This is a genomic window from Nocardioides sp. (assembly GCA_037045645.1).
In the GTDB taxonomy this organism is placed as follows: domain Bacteria; phylum Actinomycetota; class Actinomycetes; order Propionibacteriales; family Nocardioidaceae; genus Nocardioides.
The window spans coordinates 36772-57812 of sequence record JBAOIH010000006.1; the positions used below are offsets into that span (position 1 = coordinate 36772).

At 67.8% G+C, this 21041-nt stretch carries 18 protein-coding genes; 14 read left to right on the forward strand and 4 right to left on the reverse strand.

The window, feature by feature from the left end; all coding sequences use genetic code 11:
- Positions 1-131: 131 nt before the first annotated feature.
- The 10 genes from V9G04_16345 to V9G04_16390 all read left to right on the forward strand — a co-directional run bounded on the left by V9G04_16345 (position 132) and on the right by V9G04_16390 (position 13550).
- A complete protein-coding gene (locus V9G04_16345; GenBank protein MEI2714811.1) occupies positions 132-1928 on the forward strand; it encodes a phospholipase D-like domain-containing protein in 1797 nt (598 codons plus the stop codon).
- Positions 1846-4527 (forward strand): cutinase family protein, encoded by a 2682-nt coding sequence (locus V9G04_16350; GenBank protein ID MEI2714812.1) that lies wholly within the window; start codon positions 1846-1848, stop codon positions 4525-4527. The genes V9G04_16345 and V9G04_16350 overlap by 83 nt, the downstream gene beginning before the upstream one ends.
- Before the next feature lie 56 nt (positions 4528-4583).
- Positions 4584-6140 carry a hypothetical protein gene (locus tag V9G04_16355; GenBank protein ID MEI2714813.1) on the forward strand — a complete coding sequence of 519 codons (1557 nt, stop codon included), beginning with the start codon at positions 4584-4586 and terminating at the stop codon, positions 6138-6140.
- A 1-nt stretch (position 6141) separates the two neighbouring features.
- Positions 6142-7482, forward strand: coding sequence for a DUF6752 domain-containing protein (locus tag V9G04_16360; GenBank protein ID MEI2714814.1), 1341 nt, complete (start codon positions 6142-6144; stop codon positions 7480-7482).
- Entirely contained in the window at positions 7479-7682 is a 204-nt protein-coding gene (locus tag V9G04_16365; GenBank protein MEI2714815.1) for a hypothetical protein, read from the forward strand. Before V9G04_16360 ends, V9G04_16365 begins: the two co-directional genes overlap by 4 nt.
- The gene (locus V9G04_16370) at positions 7679-8680 is read left to right on the forward strand and encodes a glycosyltransferase family 2 protein (protein ID MEI2714816.1); all 1002 of its coding nucleotides are present in this window, start codon (positions 7679-7681) and stop codon (positions 8678-8680) included. Before V9G04_16365 ends, V9G04_16370 begins: the two co-directional genes overlap by 4 nt.
- A complete protein-coding gene (locus V9G04_16375) occupies positions 8673-10952 on the forward strand; it encodes a hypothetical protein (protein MEI2714817.1) in 2280 nt (759 codons plus the stop codon). Before V9G04_16370 ends, V9G04_16375 begins: the two co-directional genes overlap by 8 nt.
- A gap of 71 nt (positions 10953-11023) precedes the next feature.
- Entirely contained in the window at positions 11024-12214 is a 1191-nt protein-coding gene (locus V9G04_16380) for an acyl-CoA dehydrogenase family protein (protein MEI2714818.1), read from the forward strand.
- A gap of 81 nt (positions 12215-12295) precedes the next feature.
- Entirely contained in the window at positions 12296-12487 is a 192-nt protein-coding gene (locus V9G04_16385; protein MEI2714819.1) for a DUF5302 domain-containing protein, read from the forward strand.
- Positions 12488-12509: 22 nt separating this feature from the next.
- Complete coding sequence (locus V9G04_16390; GenBank protein ID MEI2714820.1) at positions 12510-13550, forward strand: MaoC family dehydratase; 1041 nt, start codon at positions 12510-12512, stop codon at positions 13548-13550.
- 16 nt (positions 13551-13566) lie between these two features.
- On the opposite strand, the gene V9G04_16395 is transcribed toward V9G04_16390, so the two are convergent.
- Positions 13567-13935: a hypothetical protein gene (locus V9G04_16395; GenBank protein MEI2714821.1), complete on the reverse strand. Its 369-nt coding sequence runs from the start codon at positions 13933-13935 to the stop codon at positions 13567-13569.
- A 283-nt stretch (positions 13936-14218) separates the two neighbouring features.
- On the reverse strand, positions 14219-15376 hold the full coding sequence (locus tag V9G04_16400) for an MFS transporter (GenBank protein MEI2714822.1): 1158 nt from the start codon (positions 15374-15376) through the stop codon (positions 14219-14221).
- A 59-nt stretch (positions 15377-15435) separates the two neighbouring features.
- Between V9G04_16400 and V9G04_16405 the strand changes: the two genes are divergently transcribed.
- Positions 15436-16320: a PHP domain-containing protein gene (locus tag V9G04_16405; GenBank protein MEI2714823.1), complete on the forward strand. Its 885-nt coding sequence runs from the start codon at positions 15436-15438 to the stop codon at positions 16318-16320.
- A gap of 3 nt (positions 16321-16323) precedes the next feature.
- On the opposite strand, the gene V9G04_16410 is transcribed toward V9G04_16405, so the two are convergent.
- Positions 16324-17106, reverse strand: coding sequence for an SDR family oxidoreductase (locus tag V9G04_16410; protein ID MEI2714824.1), 783 nt, complete (start codon positions 17104-17106; stop codon positions 16324-16326).
- 62 nt (positions 17107-17168) lie between these two features.
- Between V9G04_16410 and V9G04_16415 the strand changes: the two genes are divergently transcribed.
- Positions 17169-18005, forward strand: coding sequence for a ParA family protein (locus V9G04_16415; GenBank protein MEI2714825.1), 837 nt, complete (start codon positions 17169-17171; stop codon positions 18003-18005).
- On the forward strand, positions 18002-18628 hold the full coding sequence (locus V9G04_16420) for a L,D-transpeptidase (GenBank protein MEI2714826.1): 627 nt from the start codon (positions 18002-18004) through the stop codon (positions 18626-18628). The genes V9G04_16415 and V9G04_16420 overlap by 4 nt, the downstream gene beginning before the upstream one ends.
- Before the next feature lie 19 nt (positions 18629-18647).
- Here the strand turns inward: V9G04_16420 and V9G04_16425 are convergent, their stop codons facing one another.
- Complete coding sequence (locus tag V9G04_16425) at positions 18648-20069, reverse strand: DEAD/DEAH box helicase (GenBank protein ID MEI2714827.1); 1422 nt, start codon at positions 20067-20069, stop codon at positions 18648-18650.
- A 190-nt stretch (positions 20070-20259) separates the two neighbouring features.
- Here V9G04_16425 and V9G04_16430 point away from each other — a divergent pair, with 190 nt between their 5' ends.
- Complete coding sequence (locus tag V9G04_16430; GenBank protein MEI2714828.1) at positions 20260-20973, forward strand: ferritin-like fold-containing protein; 714 nt, start codon at positions 20260-20262, stop codon at positions 20971-20973.
- Positions 20974-21041 lie beyond the last annotated feature (68 nt).

Below are 21041 nucleotides of genomic sequence, written 5' to 3' on the forward strand. Positions count from 1 at the left end.
GGAAATTCGCGTCTGTGACCAATGTGGCGCATGATTCTTGTGTTGCCAGTGAGTTAATATCCGTCGACCGTTCCGGTCCCGGCTGTGTGGTCAGCCGCCGCGACCGCCAGCCTCCGTAGGGATCAGAACACGTGCGCAAGTCCATCATCTCGCTCGTCGTGGCCGGTATGGCCGCGACGATGCTGTCGCTGATCGTGCCGACCGCGTCGGCCACACCGGATCACTACACGCCCGCTCGTGGTGTGTTGTTCAACAACCCCTACGGAGCACAGCGCAATGTCCGCAACCTGATCCAGCACGTCAACCGCACGATCGACTCGGTGCCCAATGGTCAGCGGATCCGGATCTCGGCCTGGAACGTGCGCAGCGCGAACATCACCCGGTCACTGGTGCGCGCGCACAACCGTGGCGTCTCCGTGCAGGTCGTCATGGACAACAAGAACTGGAACCCCACCTGGCCCAATATCGACGCGGCGCGCCTGTACGCCGGGCTGAAGAAGGGCAACAAGGAGCGGCCGAAGGAGATGCGCAGCTGGCTGCGCCGCTGCAAGCGGTCATGTCGCGGCACCAACGGGATCCCACACTCGAAGTTCTACCTGTTCAGCGCCGTGAAGGTGAAGGACGGCAAGACCAAGAAGGGCAAGCAGAAGTACACCAGGGTGCCGTGGGTCACGATGTACGGCTCCTACAACGCCACCGAGCTCGGCGCCACCATCCAGTGGAACGACCTGTTCACCTTCCGCAACGACTACCCGCAGTGGGCGGCCTTCGAGGCCGTCTTCGAGCAGATGAAGAAGGACAAGGCGGTCGAGCAGCCCTACGTCAGCTTCGACGACGGCCGGGTCTGGTCGATGTTCTACCCCTACGAGGGCAAGGGCACGAAGAAGGACCCGGTGCTGGAGTGGTTGGCGCCGGTCAAGTGCAAGGGTGCCTCGACGCCCTCGGGACGTACGAAGATCCGGATCGCGCAGACCGCGATGTACGGCGAGCGCGGCATCAAGTTGGCCACCCGGATCGCCCAGTTGCGTCGCGCGGGCTGCGACATCCGATTGGTCTATGCGATGTTCGGCAACGAGGTTCTGGCCGTGATGCGTCGCGCCGGAGTGCCGCTGACCCACCTGGCGTACGACGCTGACGACGACGGTCTCTACGACCGCTACGTGCACATGAAGGCGATGGCGATCCACGGCAACGTGGGCGACAACCCGGACTTCAAGATCACCTACAACGGCTCGGCCAACTGGACGGCGGTGGCTCGCTCCTCCGACGAGATCGTGGGCATGGTGCGCAACCCGAAGGTCGCCGACGCCTACATCGCGCACATCGACTACATGTTCACGCACCGCCCGGCCTGGTGGGGCCCCCAGCACCCGCTGAACAAGACGGCAGCCGGCGAACTCAAGACGATGGGCCGCGCCCAGATGCAGGAGATGCTCGACGAGCGAGTCGAGCGGATCGCGCGCGAACGCGGTGTCGACCCCTACGCACTCATCAAGGCGGAGCTTCGACGTGAACTCCCTGGCCCGGTCCACAACCACTGCACGCACCTTGGGGTTGCGAGCCGGGCTGGCGGGAGTGCTGGCGATCCCGCTCCTCGGCACGGTGGTGTCCTCGACGCCCGCGTCCGGGAGTCCGCCGATGGCGATCACGGCTTCGACCGCGCAGGCGGCGCGCGCCAGTTGCGTCGACACGCTGATCCTCGGCATCGACGGCAACGGCCAGGGCAAGGGCCAAGCGCTCGGCAAGGTCGTGCGCCGGGTGGCCAAGCGGATCGGTCGGACCGGAGCATCCCAGTCCCGGGCCTGGGCGTCGGCTCGGATCCGAGTGCGTACGGCGCAGCCGAGGGTGCTGGTCACCTCGCCCAGGCTCGCCACCCGAAAGGCGCTGTCGAAGCCGGGTGCCCGCACCTGGGCCAAGAGCATCCGTAAGGCCACCAAGAAGGCCAACCAGCGGCTCGCTGCAGCAGCGGTCGCCTGTCCCGAGCAGCAGGTGGTGCTCGTGGGCTACGCCCAAGGCGCTGGCGCCGTGCACACGCTGTTGGGACGCCTGGACGCGGCGGGACGACTCGACCAGGTGGCGGCTGCGGTGACGGTCGCCGATCCCTGGCGCGTCAAGGCGTCGGTGGCCGGCGCGCCCCTGGGCGCGCCCAATGCGCCGCGGCGTTCGGTGGGCGTCCTGACCCGACTGCGCGACAAGTCCGTGGACGTTCCGACCGGTCCGGCCACGTTCCGCACCATCTCGGTGTGCACCAGATCCGACCTCGTGTGTCATCCCTCCAAGGAGTCGGCCAAACGAGGCTTGAAGGCGACGCGCTCCTATGCGACGAAGTCCGGCAAGATCGTGCTCCATCAAGCAGCCGATGTGGCGGCTGCGCAGGTCGCGCAGTGGCCCAAGCCGATCGCCGAGACGATCAGCGTCGTCCAGGGCACGCCGGTCTCGCATCAGTTGAAGGTCTCGGGCGGTTCCGTCGGAACTCCCGCCACCTGGACCGCGTCGTCGCTGCCCGAGGGGCTGAGCCTGTCGTCGACCGGCCTGTTGACCGGCACGCTCACCGCTCCCGGCAGCCACGAGGTGCGCTATACGGTGGCGGGAGTATCGCCTGCCACGTCCGCGAAGTCCGGTGTGGTGACGCTCAACGTGACACTCAAGACGGGTGTGCTCAGCGCCGGTGGCATGACCACCTGTGAGGTACGCGAGGACGCCACCGCCTGGTGTTGGGGCCGCAACGACTGGGGACAGATCGGCGACGGGACTCGCGACCTGCGCACCAGTGCCACCCAGGTGCAAGGTGCAGGGTGGCGCCAGGTCGACACTGGTGGAAGTTCCACGTGCGGGGTCCGGACCGACGGCACTTTGTGGTGCTGGGGGCTCAACAAGTTCGGCCAACTCGGTGGCCGTGACCGCAAGACCGTCTCGACCCCGCGCCAGGTCGGCACCCGGACCGATTGGACCTCGGTGTCGTCGAGTTGGACCCATGCCTGCGCCACGGCGACGGATGGCTCGTTGTGGTGCTGGGGTCAGAACCTGCGTGGTCAGCTCGGCACCGGCAAGGTGTTCGCCGCGAGCAACAAGCCGATGAGGGTCGCCGGGGGCCTTACCTGGTCCAGTGTCACCGCAGGAGGCTGGCACACCTGTGGCATCGCGACGAACGGTGCCGGCTACTGCTGGGGCGACAGCATGCTCGGTCAGGTCGGCGACGGCACGGTGGTCCGGCGCCCGGCACCTACGCCCATCGCGGGCGGGCGATCCTTCAGCCAACTCAGTGCCAACTTCGGCCGTACCTGCGGAGTCACCACGGGCCGGGAAGCCTACTGCTGGGGCGAGAACTCGTACGGCGAACTCGGCAACGGCAACCGCCTCGACTCGCTGGTGCCGGTCGCGGTGATCGGCGGGGCAGTCTGGACCTCGATCGCGGTCGCGAACACCAGCACCTGCGCCACGTCGACGCAGCGGCGGGTCTTCTGTTGGGGAGACAACCGCTACGGACAACTCGGCCCGGCCTCGACGGGCCTGTCGATGAGCGCATCCCCGGCCGATGCGGGGCTGGTGGCTGACCAGATGGGGACGGCCGGGTGGCTGCATCAGTGCGCGGTCGGTGTGTCGTGTTGGGGTGGCAACGAACTGGGCCAGCTCGGAATCGGGGCCGTAACGCCGCCGGGGATGCCGGCCGAGACGCCGCCGACCTTCACGCCAGGGCCGACGCTGAGCAAGAAGCAGGTGTTCAAGCGCACGCCCGCCCGGATTGCGCGTGACGTGCTCGCCTCGCGCCCCGCCGCGAACGCGCGGGCTCGCCGTGCGGGTGGCACGTTCAACGTGATGACCTTCAACCTGCTGGGCAGCCAGCACACCTCGCCGACCGGGGCCAGGCCGGCCTTCGCGCCAGGGCGCCTGCGCTCGGAGTGGGCACGAGAGCTCATCGAGCGACGCGAGATGACCTTGGTGGGGCTCTCGGAGCCACAACCCGACCAGATCGTCAGCCTCGACATCGCCACGAAGGGCGAGTTCACCGCGTTCCCCGGCAACACGATGGGCTACGCCTCCGCACCCCAGTCGGTGATGTGGAAGGACTCGGAGTGGGAGTACGTGTGGGGCACCACCGCGCCGATGCCGTTCATGAAGGGCGTGCGCCCACAGCCCGTCGTACGCCTGCGCAACCGTCAGACGGGCAGCGAGGTCTATTGGATCAACGCCCACCTCTCGCCAGGAGGCATGCAGCGTGACCGCGACCGGGGCACGGCCATCATCGCGGCGATGGTGAATCTGTTGACCCCGGAGGGCCTGCCGATCCTGGTCACCGGTGACCTCAACGAGAAGGCGCGCGCGTTCCGCCGGATCGCGTGCAAGACGGGCATGACCGCCGCCATCGGTGGCACCTCGATCAACGGGTGTACGCCACCGTCGGGGATGCGCGTCGACTGGATCTTCGGCAAGGGCGGCACCTTCGCCAACACAATGGTCGAGATCGGCCCGCGGGTGCAGCGCACCACGGATCACGCAATCGTCAGTTCCCGGTTCACCGTGCAGTAGGGTTTTGCGCAGTCGGCGCCCAGGCCCGGGGCCCGGCGGATCCAGGGAGGAGAACCATGCTTCCGCAGGTGGTGGGCGTCGGCCTCGACGGCATCGTCTTCGGAGCAGGATTCACCGGCTCGCTCGACGTCTTCTTCGATGACTGGCGGACCTGGTCGGTCGCGGTCGACGAAGACGAGCCGTTCACGCTGCGTTGGCCCAAGCGGCTGAGCACTCGGCTGGACGGGGTCGCCACAGTGGTGATCTCGGCCGACGACGAGGAGATCTTTCGAGACGACGTCCGCTTCGGCGACAGCGACGCCCGCGTCGAACTGATGGGACGGCACGGCTCTCGGATCTTCATCGACAAGTGGGGGCTCATCCAGCGTCCCTTCGACGAGCGCCGAGAGTCAGGCGCGGTCGATGCGATCGCCGCGAACGCCGTACGCGTGCTCGACTTCCTCAAGACCGAACTCGACATCGACGCCTGGATCTCCTTCGGCACACTGCTCGGCGCCGCCCGCAGCGGCTCGGTGATCGGCCACGACAGCGACATCGACCTGTGCTATCTGACCGAGAAGGTCGCGCCCGCGGAGATGGCGATCGAGTTGTGGCAGATCGCTCGGACCCTGACCAAGGCCGGCTGGGAGGTGCGGCACAAGACGTCGAGCTTCATCACGATAATGTTCCAGGCCCCCGACGGCGGCGTCGACGGGATCGATCTCTACACCTGCTTCTACCTCGACGGGCTGCTCTACGAGACCGCCACCGTACGAGCCGACGTCCCCCGCAACGCGATCCTTCCGCTGGGCACCTTGCAGTTCGAGGGCCACCCGATGCCCGCCCCCGCCGATCCGGCCGCCCTGCTCAGCGTCTCGTACGGGCCCAACTGGCGGGTGCCGGACCCCTCCTTTCGCCATCTGCCCGGCGATGACACCGTCACCAGGTTCGACGACTGGTTCGCCAGCTTCATGACCCAACGCCGGGACTGGCAGTTGTTCAACAACGAGGCGGCGCTGCAGGCGCGCGATCAGGAGCCGAGCCGCTTCGCGCGCTGGGTCACGCGACAGGTCCCGGTGGGCACCAAAGTCCTCGATCTCGGCTCCGGCGCGAGCGCAGACGTGGTGTTCTACGCCGAGCGCGGCCACCGCGTGGACAGCTATGACTTCGCCCACCCGGTTAAGACACGTCTGAAGGCCGGAAGGCTACGTGGCGGCTCTCGACTGCGGCGCAAACCGCTCAACCTGCTGGACGAGCGCGACGCGTTTACCGCGGGTGCGCTTGCCGCTCGTTTCAAGAAGCGACAGGTCGTGACTGCCCAGGGCCTGATCGAGGCCCTGCCACCGCGCTCACGCGAGACCTTCTGGCGCTTCACCTCCATGGCGCTGTCGCGAGGTGGGCGGGCCTATCTGGAGGGGGTCAGCCGCTCCGCGCGCAGATGCAAGCGTCGACGTGACAGCGGGTTGCCGAGACTTTGGCCCGTGGACCCGGCCGACCTGGTCCGTCAGGCCGAGGCGACGGGAGGCAGACTCGTACATTCCTCCGGATTCGAGGCAGCAGGCAAGGCCAGCCGCGGGGGGCCACCCGCGCGCTGGCGGATGGTGGTGGAATGGCCCGAACAGGAAGAGGTGTGAGATGACCCGGACGCTCTATCTGCATGTGGGCGCCCCGAAGTCAGGCACCACCTTCATCCAGCAAGTGCTCGCCCAGAACAGCGATCTGCTCGCCGAGCGAGGCGTGCTGGTGGTGGGTCCGCGGTTGCAGTTGATCCGTGCCGCGATGGCCGTACGCGAGGACAAGCGGCTGGCCACGCTGCCGCCGGAGGCGGCGCAGTCCTGGGAGCAGGTCGTCGCGAAGGTCCGCGACTGGTCGGGAGAGTCGGCCATTGTCAGTTATGAACTTTTCGCCGGCGCCTCGCAGGAGCAGGCGACCGCGGCGTTGAGCCTGCTTGAAGGCGTCGAGGTACACGTCGTCGTCACGGCACGTGACCTGGGCCGTGCAGTCGCGTCGGCCTGGCAGGAGCAGTTGAAGTTCGGGTTGACGAAGTCGCTGGAGGAGTGGACCCCGCCCGGCGAGGACGCGCCGCGCAGTGAGTGGGGTTGGCGGACCATGCAGCCGGCCAACGTGGCCGTCCGATGGGGCGCCACCGTGGCGCCGTCGCGGGTCCATATCGTGACCGTCCCGCGTGTCTCGTCGGATCCGGGTGAGTTGTGGCACCGGTTCGCCGCGGCGACGGGCCTGGCCGACATCCCCGGTCTCGACATTGCGGTGCCGCCGGCCAACGAGTCCCTCGGCGCCGTGGAGGCCGAGGTGTTGCGTCGAGTCAACGTCGCTCTGGACGGCGCTATCGACAGCAGCCGCGAACGCTCAGTGTGGTTGCGCGACCTGCTCGCGCACCATGTGCTCGCGCCTTTGGGGGGCCGGCCGTTGCGAGCGAACTCCGCGCAACTCCAGGCAGCCCGGGCGCAGGCTACCGACGCCATCGCCGCCATCACGGCTGCGGGCTATTCGGTGCACGGCGATCTCGACGACCTCCTGCCGCAAGGAGAGGCGGTCGAGGTCTCGACGCCCGACGCGGCGGACGTGGCCGACTCTGCGACGAAGGCTCTGGCGGCGCTGCTGTCCTGGGCCCGTACGTCCGGCGCCGACCCACGATCGGAGGTCTCGCCGCCCCAGGTTTCTCCCGCCGCTTCGGGGGTGACGCCCGCTGAGGCACCGAGGGGAGTCGTCGATGCCGCGAAGGGTGTCGTACGCGCCTCTGTCGTGCGTGCCACCGCACCCAAGCGCGACCGACGGATCAAGGAACTCGAAGCGCGGATCAAGGAATTGGAGTCCGAGGTGCGCCGCGCCCGCGCGCTGCACCTGCGGGTCGCCACCTTGTCCGATCTGGTGTCGGACCTGCTGCTGCCCTCGGCATTGCAGCGCCGGTCCATCACCCGCGAGACGCTCAACGACTACCGCCAGGACTCCCTGTGACCTCGCGGATCGACACGCTGCGCGACCGCATCGCCGACATCAGTGGCCTGGACGAGGTGGGCTTCCTGGAGGACCGGGTGCTCAAGTTGGAGGTGGCCGTGCGTGAGAACGAGGCCGTACGACCCGCGTTGACCGCCGTGGTCGACCAGGTCGAGGCCGCGCTGATCAAGGTGATGGACCAGCGGGAGGACGAAACGTGACGGCACCGGTCGAACTCTCGGTGATCATTCCGTGCTTCAACGAGGAGGACTCGTTGCCGCACATGTTCGCCGCGTTGGAGGAGGAACTCGGGGCGATCACCGAGTCGTACGAGGTGATCTTCGTCGACGACGGCAGCCGCGATCGCACCCTGCCACTGCTGCGGGCCGAATCCCAGGTCAGGCCGCGGTTTCGCTACCTCTCGCTGAGCCGCAACTTCGGCAAGGAGGCGGCGATGCTCGCGGGACTGAGCAACTCGCGCGGTCAGCGGGTCGCGATCATGGACGCCGACCTGCAGCACCCGCCGCACCTGTTGCCGCAGATGCTGGCCAAGCTGGATTCGGGCGAGTATTCCCAAGTGGTGGCACGGCGCACCCGCACCGATGACCCCTGGCTGCGGACCCAACTCTCGCGGCTGTACTACCGGATGATGAACCGCCTGGTCGACGTCGAACTCCAAGACGGGGTCGGCGACTTCCGGGTGCTCGACCGGGCCGCGGTCGATGCCCTGCTGACGCTGGGGGAGTCCAACCGGTTCTCCAAGGGGCTGTTCGCCTGGATCGGCTTCCCGACCGCGATGATCGACTACGAGAACGTGTCTCGGGCCGCGGGCGCCACCAAGTGGCGGTTGCGCGACCTGTTCAACTACGGCATCGACGGCGTGGTCTCGTTCAATTACCGCCCGCTGCGGATGTCGATCTGGTTCGGGGTGCTCTTCACCGCGATTGCGGTGGCGTACGCCCTGTGGGTCCTCGTGGACGCCCTACTGCACGGCAACGCAGTCCCTGGCTATGTCACGATCATCGCTGCTGTCACCGGCTTCGGCGGTGTCCAGCTGATCGTCCTGGGTGTGATCGGCGAATACCTCGGCAGGATCTATGCCGAGACCAAGCAACGCCCCCTCTTCCTGGTCAAGGAGAGCAGCGACCGAGCCGCGATCGCCTCCGTCGATCCGCACCAGGCCGGTCGCTCCTCCGTGGGAGGTCCCGAGCATGAGTGAGCCCGACCTCGACGTCACGGCTACACCCGTGCGTCGGCGGGTTGGCGTGCTGTGGGCAGTGCTGGTCTGCGCCGTCACTGCTGCCTACACGGCCATTCCCTACCTCACCACGCCGTTGTTCTTCCAGCGTGGCGACACCGCTGCCCAGTTCGCGCCCACCTGGTTCCACCTGGGCGAGATGGTGCGCGCGGGTCAGTGGCCTCCCACGATGGACACCGCCTCCTGGGCAGGTGGCAACTACGCCGGCGAGGCACTCTTCGGGGTCTACAACCCGCTCAACGTCGCGGTGTGGTGGTGGGTCTCCGGAGCGGACAACCTCGCCTTCGCGACCTACGTCGTCAAAGCCGCCGTGATGGTGCTGCTCGCGCTGGGCACCTATCTGCTCGCGCGCGAGTACGGCAGCCGCCCTGCAGCCGCGGCCGTGGTGGCAGTCGCGCTGCCCTTCTCCGGTTTCACGCTCTTCTGGGACGCCGGGTCGTGGCCCTCCGGGCTGATGTCCTTCGCGTACGCACCCTGGGTCTGGGTGACGATGCGCCGCGCGCTGCGGGGGGTGGGCAGCCCGTTCTGGGCGTTCCTCGCCGGGACGCTCGCCGTGCTCAACGGCAACCCCTATGGCACGTTGGCCGTGGTCGTGATCGGTGCGGCGCTGATCCTCGAAGGGCTCGTGGCGCGTGAGTGGGGCGGCGCGATCCGCCTGGCGCTGACCGGTATCGCGATCGCGGCCTTCCTGCCGTTGGTCTACATCCCGCTGCTGGAGACGGCCGATCTGGCGATCCGTTCCACCGGCGCGCTCTTCGAGAACTCCGGCAAGTTGCGTCCCGAGCCCGGCGATCTGATCTTCGCCAGCTCGCCGCTGCACACCCCGCCGATTCGGGCGATCACCGGACCGATGAAGGTGCCGGCCACGTTTGCGGCCTGGTTCCTGATCCCGCTGCTGCCATTCCTGCGCTGGGAGCTGCTGCGCGGACGCGCCCGCGAGTTCACCGGTGCGGGGATCATCGCGGCGGCGTACCTCGCGATGACCCTGGGGCCGAGCAAACTATGGCTCTTCCGGTGGCCGTTGCGCGTCTTCGAATACTTCCTGCTCGCGGTCTTCGTGGTCTTCGCGATCGCGCTCAGCGCGGGCTTGGCCCGCACCCACCTCAAGACGCGCGCCGCTGCGTCGCTCGGGTTGATCCTGGGCCTGGGCTGGTTGTCGTGGTCGCAAGATCCGGAGATGACTCGCCGGGTCGGACTCGGTGTCGTGCTGCTGCTCGCGCTGACCCTCGTCGTGGTGGTGGTGCACGCTTTCGTACGCAAGGCCGTCCTCGGCGAGGCCGCGATCGCCGCGGCACTGGTGCTCGGCATCGGCGCCACCTTGTTCGTCCAGATCCACACCTTCGGCGAGAACAAGAGTTCGCGGGTCTGGCATGTGCCCAGCGAGGTCGCCCAACTGCAGCAGCGCTTCGACGATCTCGACGGGCGCGTCATGCAGTTCACCGACCTCAAACCCCTGCAGAACAAGGGACAACTGAAGAAACTCGAAGCCTCCTGGCACGACTACCTCCCGGGCAGCATGTATCACCCGGCGGGCGTCGACGCCGTCAACAACTACACCGGCATGGGCTTCCTGCCGTTCACCAAGCGGTTCTGCATGGAGTACGACGGCTTCACCCAGCCGTGTGGCTACCGCAACCTCTGGCAGCCGGCGGAGCCGGGCCAGCCCTCGTTGGCCGAACTGATGAAGCTCGACACCGTAGTGGTGTCGCCGGCGATCGCCCAGGACACCGAGGCCGGAGCGGGATGGAGTGAGGAGTCGTCCGACCAGGACGTCATCCGCCTCGTGCACGACGGCAGCTACCCGTACGAAGGGTCCGAGCTCAGTTGGGCGTCCTCGGGCGTCGAGGTCGGCAACGCGGAGACCACCGGCGTCCACAGCCAGCGCCTCGAGGTGTTCGACGCAGCCCAGGACGGCAGGCTCGTCTTCTCGATGCTGGGCTGGCCCGGGTGGTCCGCCCGGATCGACGACACGCCACTCAAGACCGGCTACAACGCCGCCGGCCTGCTCACGGTCGAGATCCCGGCGGGCACCAGCGGGGTTCTCGACCTGACCTACCGCACCCCCGGGCAGCGCCTCGGCATGATCGGTGCGATCGGCGGCACCGCCCTGGCGCTGATCCTCGCCCTGGTCACCTTCGTGCGCCGTCGCCGCGCCCGACAGGACGAGGAGGCACACGACGAGGTCTTCTGGCTGGATGAGGATGATCACACCGAGCCGGAAAGAACGATCTAGCAGGAGTTTTCGCGCCGCACTTGTGTCAGGCTGAGCCGGTTGAGCGACCGCGCGTGAGAACGGAGAGCCAGATGGCGCGTCTTTGCCAGACCGAGGGACTGACCGAGGACCAGCAGGAGATCCTCAAGGCCGTACGTCAGTTCGTCGAAGAGCAGATCATGCCGGTCGCGACCGAACTCGAGCACAGGGACGAGTACCCGACCGAGATCGTCGAGGGCTTGAAAGAGCTCGGCATCTTCGGCTTGATGATCCCCGAGGAGTACGGCGGCCTCGGTGAGTCGCTGCTGACGTACGCCTTGTGTGTCGAGGAGATCGCGCGCGGCTGGATGAGCGTGTCGGGCATCATCAACACCCACTTCATCGTGGCCTACATGCTGCTCCAGCACGGCACCGAGGAGCAGAAGCAGAAGTACCTGCCCCGGATGGCCGAGGGCGAGATCCGCGGCGGCTTCTCGATGTCCGAGCCCGGCTGCGGCTCTGATGTCTCGGCGATCAAGACCAAGGCCGTGCGTGACGGCGACGACTACGTCATCAACGGCCAGAAGATGTGGCTGACCAACGGTGGCTCCTGCAACCTGGTCGCGGTGCTGGTCAAGACCGACGAGGGCGCCGACAGCGTCTACAAGAACATGACCGTCTTCCTGGTCGAGAAGGAGTCCGGCTTCGGCGAGACCGCGCAGGGCGTCACCGTCCCCGGCAAGATCGAGAAGATGGGCTACAAGGGCGTCGACACCACCGAGATGGTGTTCGAGGATGCCCAGATCGCGGCTGGCCAGATCCTGGGCGGCGCGCCGGGCAAGGGCTTCTACCAGATGATGGACGGCGTCGAGGTCGGCCGCGTCAACGTCGCGGCACGTGGCTGCGGTGTCGCCAACCGGGCTTTCGAACTGGGCGCTCAGTACGCCCAACAGCGCGAGACCTTCGGCAAGAAGATCGCCGAGCACCAGGCCGTCCTGTTCCGCTTGGCGGAGATGGCCACCAAGGTCGAGGCCGCGCACCAGATGATGGTCAAGGCGGCCCGGAAGAAGGACTCCGGGGAGCGCAACGACCTGGAGGCCGGGATGGCGAAGTACCTCGCGTCTGAATACTGCGCCGAGGTCGTCGAGGACTCGTTCCGCATCCACGGCGGCTACGGCTTCTCCAAGGAGTACGAGATCGAGCGGCTCTACCGCGAGGCTCCGATGCTGCTCATCGGTGAAGGCACCGCCGACATCCAGCGGATGATCATCGGGCGGCGTCTGTTGGAGGAGTACAAGCTCTAGAGCGACGGGCGAAAATCGCTCGACTCGCTTGGGGGAGTTTGCCAAGGTGGGGGCAGCAACCGCTGCGACACAGGAGGACCCATGAACCGCCCTGCCGGAGAAGACGGACCCAACGCCGACCTCAAGGCCAAGATGCGCGAGGCCCTGGAGAAGAAGAAGCAACAGCATCACGGCGTCGACCCGGCGGTGGCCAAGGAGTCGGTGCACGGCTCCGAGGTCAGTGACAACTCACCGAAGATGCATCGGCGCAAGGCCGGTGGCGGGGGCTCCTGACCCGTCCGGCACGATTGGGCACATGGCTGCCTCCAAAACCAACCCCGGCAACTTCTTCGAGGACTTCACCCTGGGTCAGGTGATCGAGCACGCCACGCCGCGCACCCTGACCGAGGGTGACCGGGCGGCGTACGGCTCGCTCTATCCGACCCGTTTCGCGTTGCCCTCCTCGGCCGAGTTCGCCCGCGGCGTGGGGCTGGATCCGCACCCGGTCGAGGAGTTGATCGGCTTCCACATCGCCTTCGGCAAGACCGTCCCGGACGTCTCCCTCAACGCCGTCGCCAACCTCGGGTACGCCGAGTGCCGCTTCCACAAGCCGCTCACCCCCGGTGACACCCTGCGTACGACGTCCGAAGTCATCGGGCTCAAGCAGAACTCCAACGGCAAGTCCGGCGTCGTGTGGGTGCGCTCGGTAGCCACCGACCAACACGGCGACGTCGCGATCGACTGGGCGCGGTGGGTGATGGTGCACAAGCGCGACGCCGACGCACCCGCCCCCGAGGTCACGGTGCCGCAGTTGGCTCCCGTCGTCGCGGCAGACGACCTGATCGTGCCGACGGGCCTGGACTTCAGCGCGTACGACTTCTCGGCCGCGGGCGAGTCACACCGCTTCGACGACTACGAGGTCAGCGAGCGGATCGACCACGTCGACGGCGTCACCATCACCGACGCCGAGCACATGCTGGCCACGCGGCTGTGGCAGAACACCGCCAAGGTGCACTTCAACACCGAAGCCCGACCCGACGGCAACCGCCTGGTCTACGGAGGTCATGTCATCTCGCTGGCGCGGGCGTTGTCGTTCAACGGCCTGGCCAATGCCCAGCTGATCGCCGCGATCAACGCCGGCTCCCACGTCTCGCCGGCGTTCGCGGGCGACACCGTCTATGCCTGGTCAGAGGTCCTCGACAAGGCGGAGACCTCCGCCCCGGGAGTCGGGGCGCTTCGACTTCGTCTGGTCGCCACCAAGGGCCGCGACGAGTCGATGACACTGCGCGGCGAGGACGGCAAGCACGCGGGCGGCGTGCTGCTCGACCTGGACTACTGGGCGTACGTGCCGCGCTGAGGCGTGCGGGGACGGCTCAGGCCGCGTCCCACTCGAACGAGTCCAGCACCTCGTCGGCGATCTCGGCGCGCTCGGCGTCGGTCGACGACTTCTCGTGGCTCAACGTGATCACGAAGACGCGCCCGTCGAGCGACACGACGTATTGATCGGTGAAGATGTCCTGGCCACCGGACGACTGACCCGAGGTGACGTGCGCGGCGGGTTCGTCACCGACCTCGGTGTCGTCGAGCCTCTTGACGTCGCTGGCCTGCTTCTCGATCAGCGGCAGCGCGATGTCGAGATATTCGTCCAAGGAGCCCGGGAAGTCCTCGATGATCACGTTGATGTTCTCGGCGAAGCCGTCGGCGGCAGGAGCGCCGGTCGCGATCGCGCCGGTGTCGACCATCTGGTTGAGCTTCCTTGAACCGGGCAGTCGCCTCTTTCCAACCGTCGGGCAGGTCGTAGGAGTATCCGTCACCGGCCACCTCGCCCTCCACATCATCGGCGTCAGTGTCCGTGCCGTCGTCGCCCGTGTCCTCTTCGGTATCCACCGTCGGCGCCTGGGTCGCGGAGGTCGTCGCGTCGGCGGCAGCGTCGGGTGTCTCGTCGTCGGAGCCTCCGCATGCGGTCAGGGCGGCGATCAGCAACAGCGGGGCGAGGGCAGAGCCGAGTCTCTTCATGCGGACAGCCTAGGGGCGAGGCACGAATGCGCGAGCCAACGGGACCAGGGCAAGCGTCAGCACCGCCGGAATCACGAACCCGAGGCGCAGGTCACCGGCCCCCACCAGGCCCGTGACGACCGAACCCATCAGTGCGCCGACATAGTTGAACAGGTTGAATCGCGCGATCACCGCGTCGACCTGACCACGCACCTGTTCAGGATCGCCTCCCGCGCTGCGCGCCAGCGCGGCGGCGGCGGAGAAACTCAGTGGCGCGACGCAGGCCAGACCGGCACCCGTGAGTGCGAATGCCGCCATCGCGACCTGCCACGACGGCGCGAGCACCACACCGGCCAGGCCGAGCGCGCCGAGCACCGCGCCGACTCGAAGCACCGGCACGACGCCGACCCTGCGTACGAGTGCGTCGCCCCCGAGTCGGACGGCGCCCGAGGCGACCAGGTAGGCGAACACCGCCGCCGCGGCCGTGCCCTTGGAGGTGTCGAAGACCTCGTGGGTATAGCTGGCGCCCCAGGTCTGGACCGCCACATCGACGAGATAGAACAACGACATCGCGGCGCCGACGAGCAGGATCGGTCGCCACGGTACGGCGAGGGGCTCCGCGAGGGCGTCTGCTCCGCGCTCGCCAGGCAGGAAGGCCAGGCTGGCCACGACAAGGGGCACCACGATGCTCAGCGCGGGAAGCCAGTCCGCCAGGTCACTGGTCACCACGGCCAACAATGCGGCACCGATGCCACCCATGGTCCAGGCGCCGTGGAAGGAGGGGAGGATCGGGCGGGCGTAGCGGTGTTCGAGAGCGACCGCCTGCATGTTGGAGGTCGCATCGACGATGCCGAGCGCCAGGCCGTACGCCCCCATCCCGATCGCACCGAGGGTGAAGGAGTCGCCCAGGACGATCAGCGGCACCGCCGCGACCGTCAACAGCAAGCCCGCGCGCAGCGTGACCGCACTGTCGCGCCTGGCGGCGACGCGCTCGGCGAGCACCGAGCCGATGCCGGACAAGATCACCATCCCGAGCAGCACCAGCGAGAGTTGGGTGGTGTCGAGTCCCCACTTCTCCTGGGCCCGTGGCAGGCGAGTGGTCATCGCGATGAAGACGAAAGCCTGACTGAAGAAGGCTGCGGCGGTGGCGAGCCGATGCCGCGACAGATCACGTGGGGTCGACGGCACGACCGACATCGTCGCACTTGGCGACCTTGAGTGTCGGCGCTTCCTGCCAGACTCTGGTCATGGCTTCGGACATGAGGATCGATCTGCACTCCCACTCGATCCTCTCCGATGGCAGCGACTCGCCCGCAGAAGTCATCCATCGGGCTGCCCGCAATGGGCTCGACGTGGTGGCGCTCAGCGACCACGACCACGCCCACGGGTGGGACGAGGCCCGAGAGGCGGCAGCCGAAGTGGGCATCGGCTTCGTCCCCGCCGTCGAGGTCAGCGTCACGCACCGAGGCAAGGGCGTGCACCTGCTGGCCTACCTCGTCGACCCGACCCATCCGGATCTCTCGGACGCGATGAGCCGCACGATCCTGGGGCGAGACGAGCGCCTTGATGCCTGGGTCGCCCGAGGCGAGGCGGCCGGCATCCCGATCAATCGGGCCAGGGTCCTGGCCAAGTCGGGTCGGTCATTCTCGGTCAGCAAGAACCACGTGGCGGATGTGCTGGTCGAGGACGGCGTCCGCGCGACGCGGCAGCAGATCTTCGACGACCTGTTGTCCGACGGCAAGCCGCTGTTCGTCAAGCGGTACGCCCTGCAGTTGGAGCCCGCGATCGGGCTGGTTCGCGCTGCTGGCGGAGTGCCCGTGCTGGCGCACCCCTGGGGTCGCCAGCGCGACGAGGTCCTGCCGGTGACCGAGTTGCGACGGCTGGCCGGCCTCGGGCTGGCCGGGTGGGAGGTCGACCATCAAGAGCACGATCAGGACGCCCGCGCCCAACTGCGCAGTCTCGCCGACGAACTCGGCCTGATCGGCACCGGATCAAGCGACTACCACGGTGTGCGCAAGCGCAACCACGAGTTGGGCTGCAATACGACCCGACCCGAGCAGTTCGAGCGGTTGCTGGCTGCTGCCGCCGAGCAGCGGGTTGCCTCGGGCCGTGGCACCGAGCCCAGCCTCTAGGTCCTACTTGCGGCCCATGCTCTGGAAGCGTTGCAGGATCGACGACGGCACGGCCTTGGTCAGCGCGATGATGGTCTTGTACTGCGCGCCCGGGATCGAGAACGTCCGCCCCTTGTCGTAGTCCTCCAGCGCCTTGCGGACGAGGAACTGCGCATCGAGCCACATGAACTCAGGAGCCGACCCGCGCGAGACACCCATCCGCTGATGGAACTCGGTCTTGGTGAAGCCCGGGCACAACGCCATCACGCTGACGCCGCGTGACTTGTATTCGTCGTGGGCCCACTGACTGAACGAGTTCACCCAGGCCTTGCACGCCGAATAGGTGCCCCGCGGCACGAACGCCGCCACCGACGAGACGTTGATGACGCCGCCGCGACCGCGCTGCGCCATCGGACCCAGCGCCGCGTGCGTCAGTCGCAGTACGGCGGTGACCAGGATGTCGAGGTGGGCCTGCTCGGTCTCGATGTCGTTGTCCAGGAAGCGGTGCTTGAGTCCGAAGCCGGCGTTGTTGACCAGCAGGTCGATCGGGCGGTCGGCGTCGGCGAGTCGTTCCTCGACCGCGCGCAGTTGGTCCCTGTCGATCAGGTCGGCGGCCAGGACCTCGACCGAGATGCCATACGTCTGCTCGAGCTCGGCGCGCACCTCGCCGAGTTTGGCAACATCACGCGAGACGAGGACGAGCGCATGGCCACGCTCGGCGAGTTGGCGGGCGAACTCGTGTCCGATGCCGACGGTGGCACCGGTGACCATGGCGACCCCGGGGTCGGAGGTTGTGGTGGGCGACATGGGTCCACTCAAGCAGGTGCTGCCGCGAACCGGCCTGGTGGTCCGGCACAATGGCTCGTGTTATGAGTGCGAAGAGAACCGTCCTGGCCGTCGCCAACCAGAAGGGTGGTGTTGCCAAGACCACCAGTGTCGCCTCCATCGGCGCGGCGCTGGCCGAATTGGGCCATTCGGTCCTGCTCGTCGACCTCGACCCCCAGGCGTGCCTGACCTTCTCACTCGGCATCGACCCCGAGGATGTGGACACGTCTGTCCACCACGTGCTGACCAAGGGCATCGACCCGGCCGAGGCGATCTTGGAGACAGAGGACGGAGTCGACCTGCTGCCTGCCACCATCGAGCTCGCGCGCGCGGAGTCGGACCTGCTGACCCGCACCGGCCGTGAGCACGTGATCAAGGGGGCGGTGGAGGATCTGGACGAGTACGACTGGATCCTGCTCGACTGTCCGCCCTCGTTGGGCGTGCTGACCGTCGCCGCCCTCACCGCCGCAGACGGTGTGCTGGTGCCGTTGCAGTGCGAGACGCTCTCACATCGCGGAGTCGGACAGTTGCTCGACACCGTGCATGACGTGCGCCGCTTCACCAACCGTGGCCTGGAGGTCTGGGGCGTGCTACCCACGCTTTATGACGGCCGCACCACGCACGCGCGTACGGTCCTCGAAACGATCTCCGACACCTATGACCTCGACGTGATCGAGCCGCCGATCCCCAAGACCATCAAGTTCGCCGAGGCACCGGCCGCCGGGCGTTCGATCCTGAGAACGTCCAAGTCCAGCAAGGGTGCGGTGGCCTACCGTGAGGTGGCCGAGAACCTCGTCAAGCGCAGCCAGCGCCCCAAGAAGCGCGCCACCAAGAAGGCTGCGAAGAAGACTTCCGCCAAGAAGGCAGCCGCCAAGTCGTGACTGGTCCGCGACGCCTGCGTACGCTCGGCACGGCCGCTGCCGCGCTGGTCACGGTCGTCGCGGTCCTCGGCGGCCTGGGTTGGTTGCCCGGGTACGACGCGCGCGATCGGGCCGAAGTGCGACTGTCGGGAGCCGCCGCACAGCCCGCGGACGTCACCGGCAGGGAGCACCGGCGCTTGGCGCGTCGTCACCAGCATGCAGCCGAGCGTCGAACCGAGCGCCGACTTCCGGCCGGCACCGGGGTGGGTCGTCGGATCGTCTTCGATCAGAGTCGGCAGCGGGTCTGGCTGGTCACGGGCACGCAGCGCGTACGCCGGACGTACCTCGTCTCGGGCAGCATCTATGACAACCTCCACCCGGGCGTCTACCGCGTCTACAGCCGTTCGCGTTGGGCCGTCGGTGTCGACGACTCGGGCGTGATGGAGTACTACGTGCGCTTCCTGCGCACCGCGCGTTCGACCATCGGATTCCACACCATCCCGCGCAGGCACGGCGTGGCTCTGCAGACGCCACGGCAACTCGGGACGCCGCTCTCGCACGGCTGCATCAGGCAGCGCACCAGCGACGCGGTCGCCTTGTGGCGCTTCGCGCCGGTCGGCACCCGCGTCGTGGTCGTGGCCTGAACCTGGGTAGCGACGGGACTCAGTCGCTGGTCGGTGTCTCCGACTTCGCGCCACCGGAACTGCGACGGCGCCGACGGCGGCTGCGTGCCGGGCGGGTAACCCCGTCGTCTTGGCCCTCGACCTTCGGCGCGTCGGAGGATTCGGAGCCGTCGACCGGCCGTCCGCCACGCGAACGGGTCCGGTTGCGGTCACGCTTGGGCCGCTCGCTGCGCTCCCGGCGCGGTTCGCGGTCCTGGCGCGGTGCCGGGGGAGCCGGATCGACGATGCGGCCCTTGGTGCCCGGCGCGATGCCCTGGTCGTGGAAGAGGTGCTCGGAGGTCGAGTAGGTCTCCACCGGCTCCGGGAAGGGCAGGTCCAGGGCCTTGTTGATCATCTTCCAGCGGTGTACGTCGGCCCAGTCGACCAGCGTGATCGCGGTGCCGCTTGCGCCCGCGCGCCCGGTGCGACCGATCCGGTGGACATAGGTCTTGTCGTCCTCGGGGCAGGTGTAGTTGATCACGTGCGAGACGCCGCGGACATCGATGCCGCGCGCGGCGACGTCGGTACAGACCAGCACCTGGATCTTGTCGTCGCGGAACTTCGTCAGCGCCTTCTCGCGTGCGATCTGGGCCATGTCGCCGTGCAGCGGTGCAGCCTTGAAGCCACGCTCTGCCAGGTCGTCGGCCACCCGCTGAGCCTGCCGCTTGGTGCGCGTGAAGACGATCATCTTGTCGGCGTCCTCGGCCTGCAGGACGCGGCCGATGATCTCGGGCTTGTCGAGGTCGTGGGCCAGATAGATGTGTTGCGCGGTGGCGGGCACGGTCGAGTTCTCGTACGACGACTCGGCCCGGATGTTCATCGGGTGGCGCATGTGGGTGCGCGCCAAGGCCACGATCGCGGCCGGCATCGTGGCGGAGAACAGCATCGTCTGCCGGGTCTCGGGGGTGTGCTTGAGGATGCGCTCCACGTCAGGCAGGAAGCCCAGGTCGAGCATCTCGTCGGCCTCGTCCAACACCAGGGCGTGCACGTGGGAGATGTCGAGTGCGCCGCGGTTCATCAGGTCGATCAGGCGACCGGGCGTGCCGACGACGATGTCGACGCCAGAGTCGAGTGCGTCGAGTTGGGGTTCGTACCCGACGCCGCCATAGACGGTCAGCACCCGGAAGCCGCGGTCGGCGCCCGCCAGGGCGAGGTCGCCCGATACCTGCAGGGCGAGTTCGCGCGTCGGGGCGACGATCAGTGCCTGCGGCTTGCCCTGGGGGATCTCGGAGTAGTCTGGGTCCTTGGGCGCGATCGAGCGCTGGAGGACCGGGATGCCGAAGGCCAGCGTCTTGCCGGTGCCGGTGCGGGCCTGCCCGATCAGGTCGGTGCCCATCAAGGCGACCGAGAGGGTCATCTCCTGGATAGCGAAGGGGGTGGTGATGCCTGCGCGCTCAAGCGCGTCGCAAATCTCGGGGAGCACCCCGAGGTCTCGGAAGGTGGTGATTTTCTTGTCGCTTTCGGTAAGTGTCCTGCGGCGGACACCCACGTCGAACAACGGGTGAGAGTCTGCCGCGCACATGCGGAGCGCGCCTGGCACACCGAGGCGGTGCGTCACTCGCGGCGCGCGGACCATGCAGGTCGAGACCAGATTCTATCGGTAGGGTCCGACCATGGCTGCATCAGCGTCAGACGGCGTCCCGGCGGACGGTTCGCTGGCATTCGAAGAACCTGGCTATCGCGAGGCCGTGGTCGACCTGCTCGGCGTGATCGCGTACGGCGAACTCTCCGCCTTCGAGCGCCTGGCCGAGGATGCCAAACTGGCGCCGACGCTGGAGGACAAGGTGGCGCTGGCCACGATGAGCGCCGCGGAGTTCGGCCACTTCCTGCCGCTGCGCGAACGGATCGAGGAACTCGGCTCCGACGCGTTCGAGGCGATGGCACCCTTCCGCGAGGCACTCGACGCCTTCCACGCCAACACCGCGCCCAGTGACTGGTACGAGGGCTTGATCAAGGCGTACGTGGGGGACGGTCTGGCAGCCGACTTCTATCGCGAGATCGCAGCGTCGCTGGATGTGCGTACGCGAGACCTGATCGTGTCGTCGCTGGCCGATGCCGGTGCCAGCGACTTCGTGGTCGAGCACATCAGCGACGCGATCTCTCGCGACCCTCGGCTCGGGGGGCGTCTGGCCCTGTGGGGTCGGCGGCTGATGGGTGAGGCGCTGCTGCAGGCGCAGCGGATCGCGGCCGAGCGGGACTCACTGACGGCGTTGCTGGCCGGGGGAGTGGATCGTCCCGGGATGGACCTGGCCGCGATCGGACGGATGTTCACCCGGCTCACCGAGGCGCACACCGACCGGATGGGTCGCCTCGGCCTAGACGCATGAGGACTGGGATGTCTGGGGACTGGGACGCCTAGAGACTGGGACGCCCAAAGAGAACAGCGCCCGCCCCT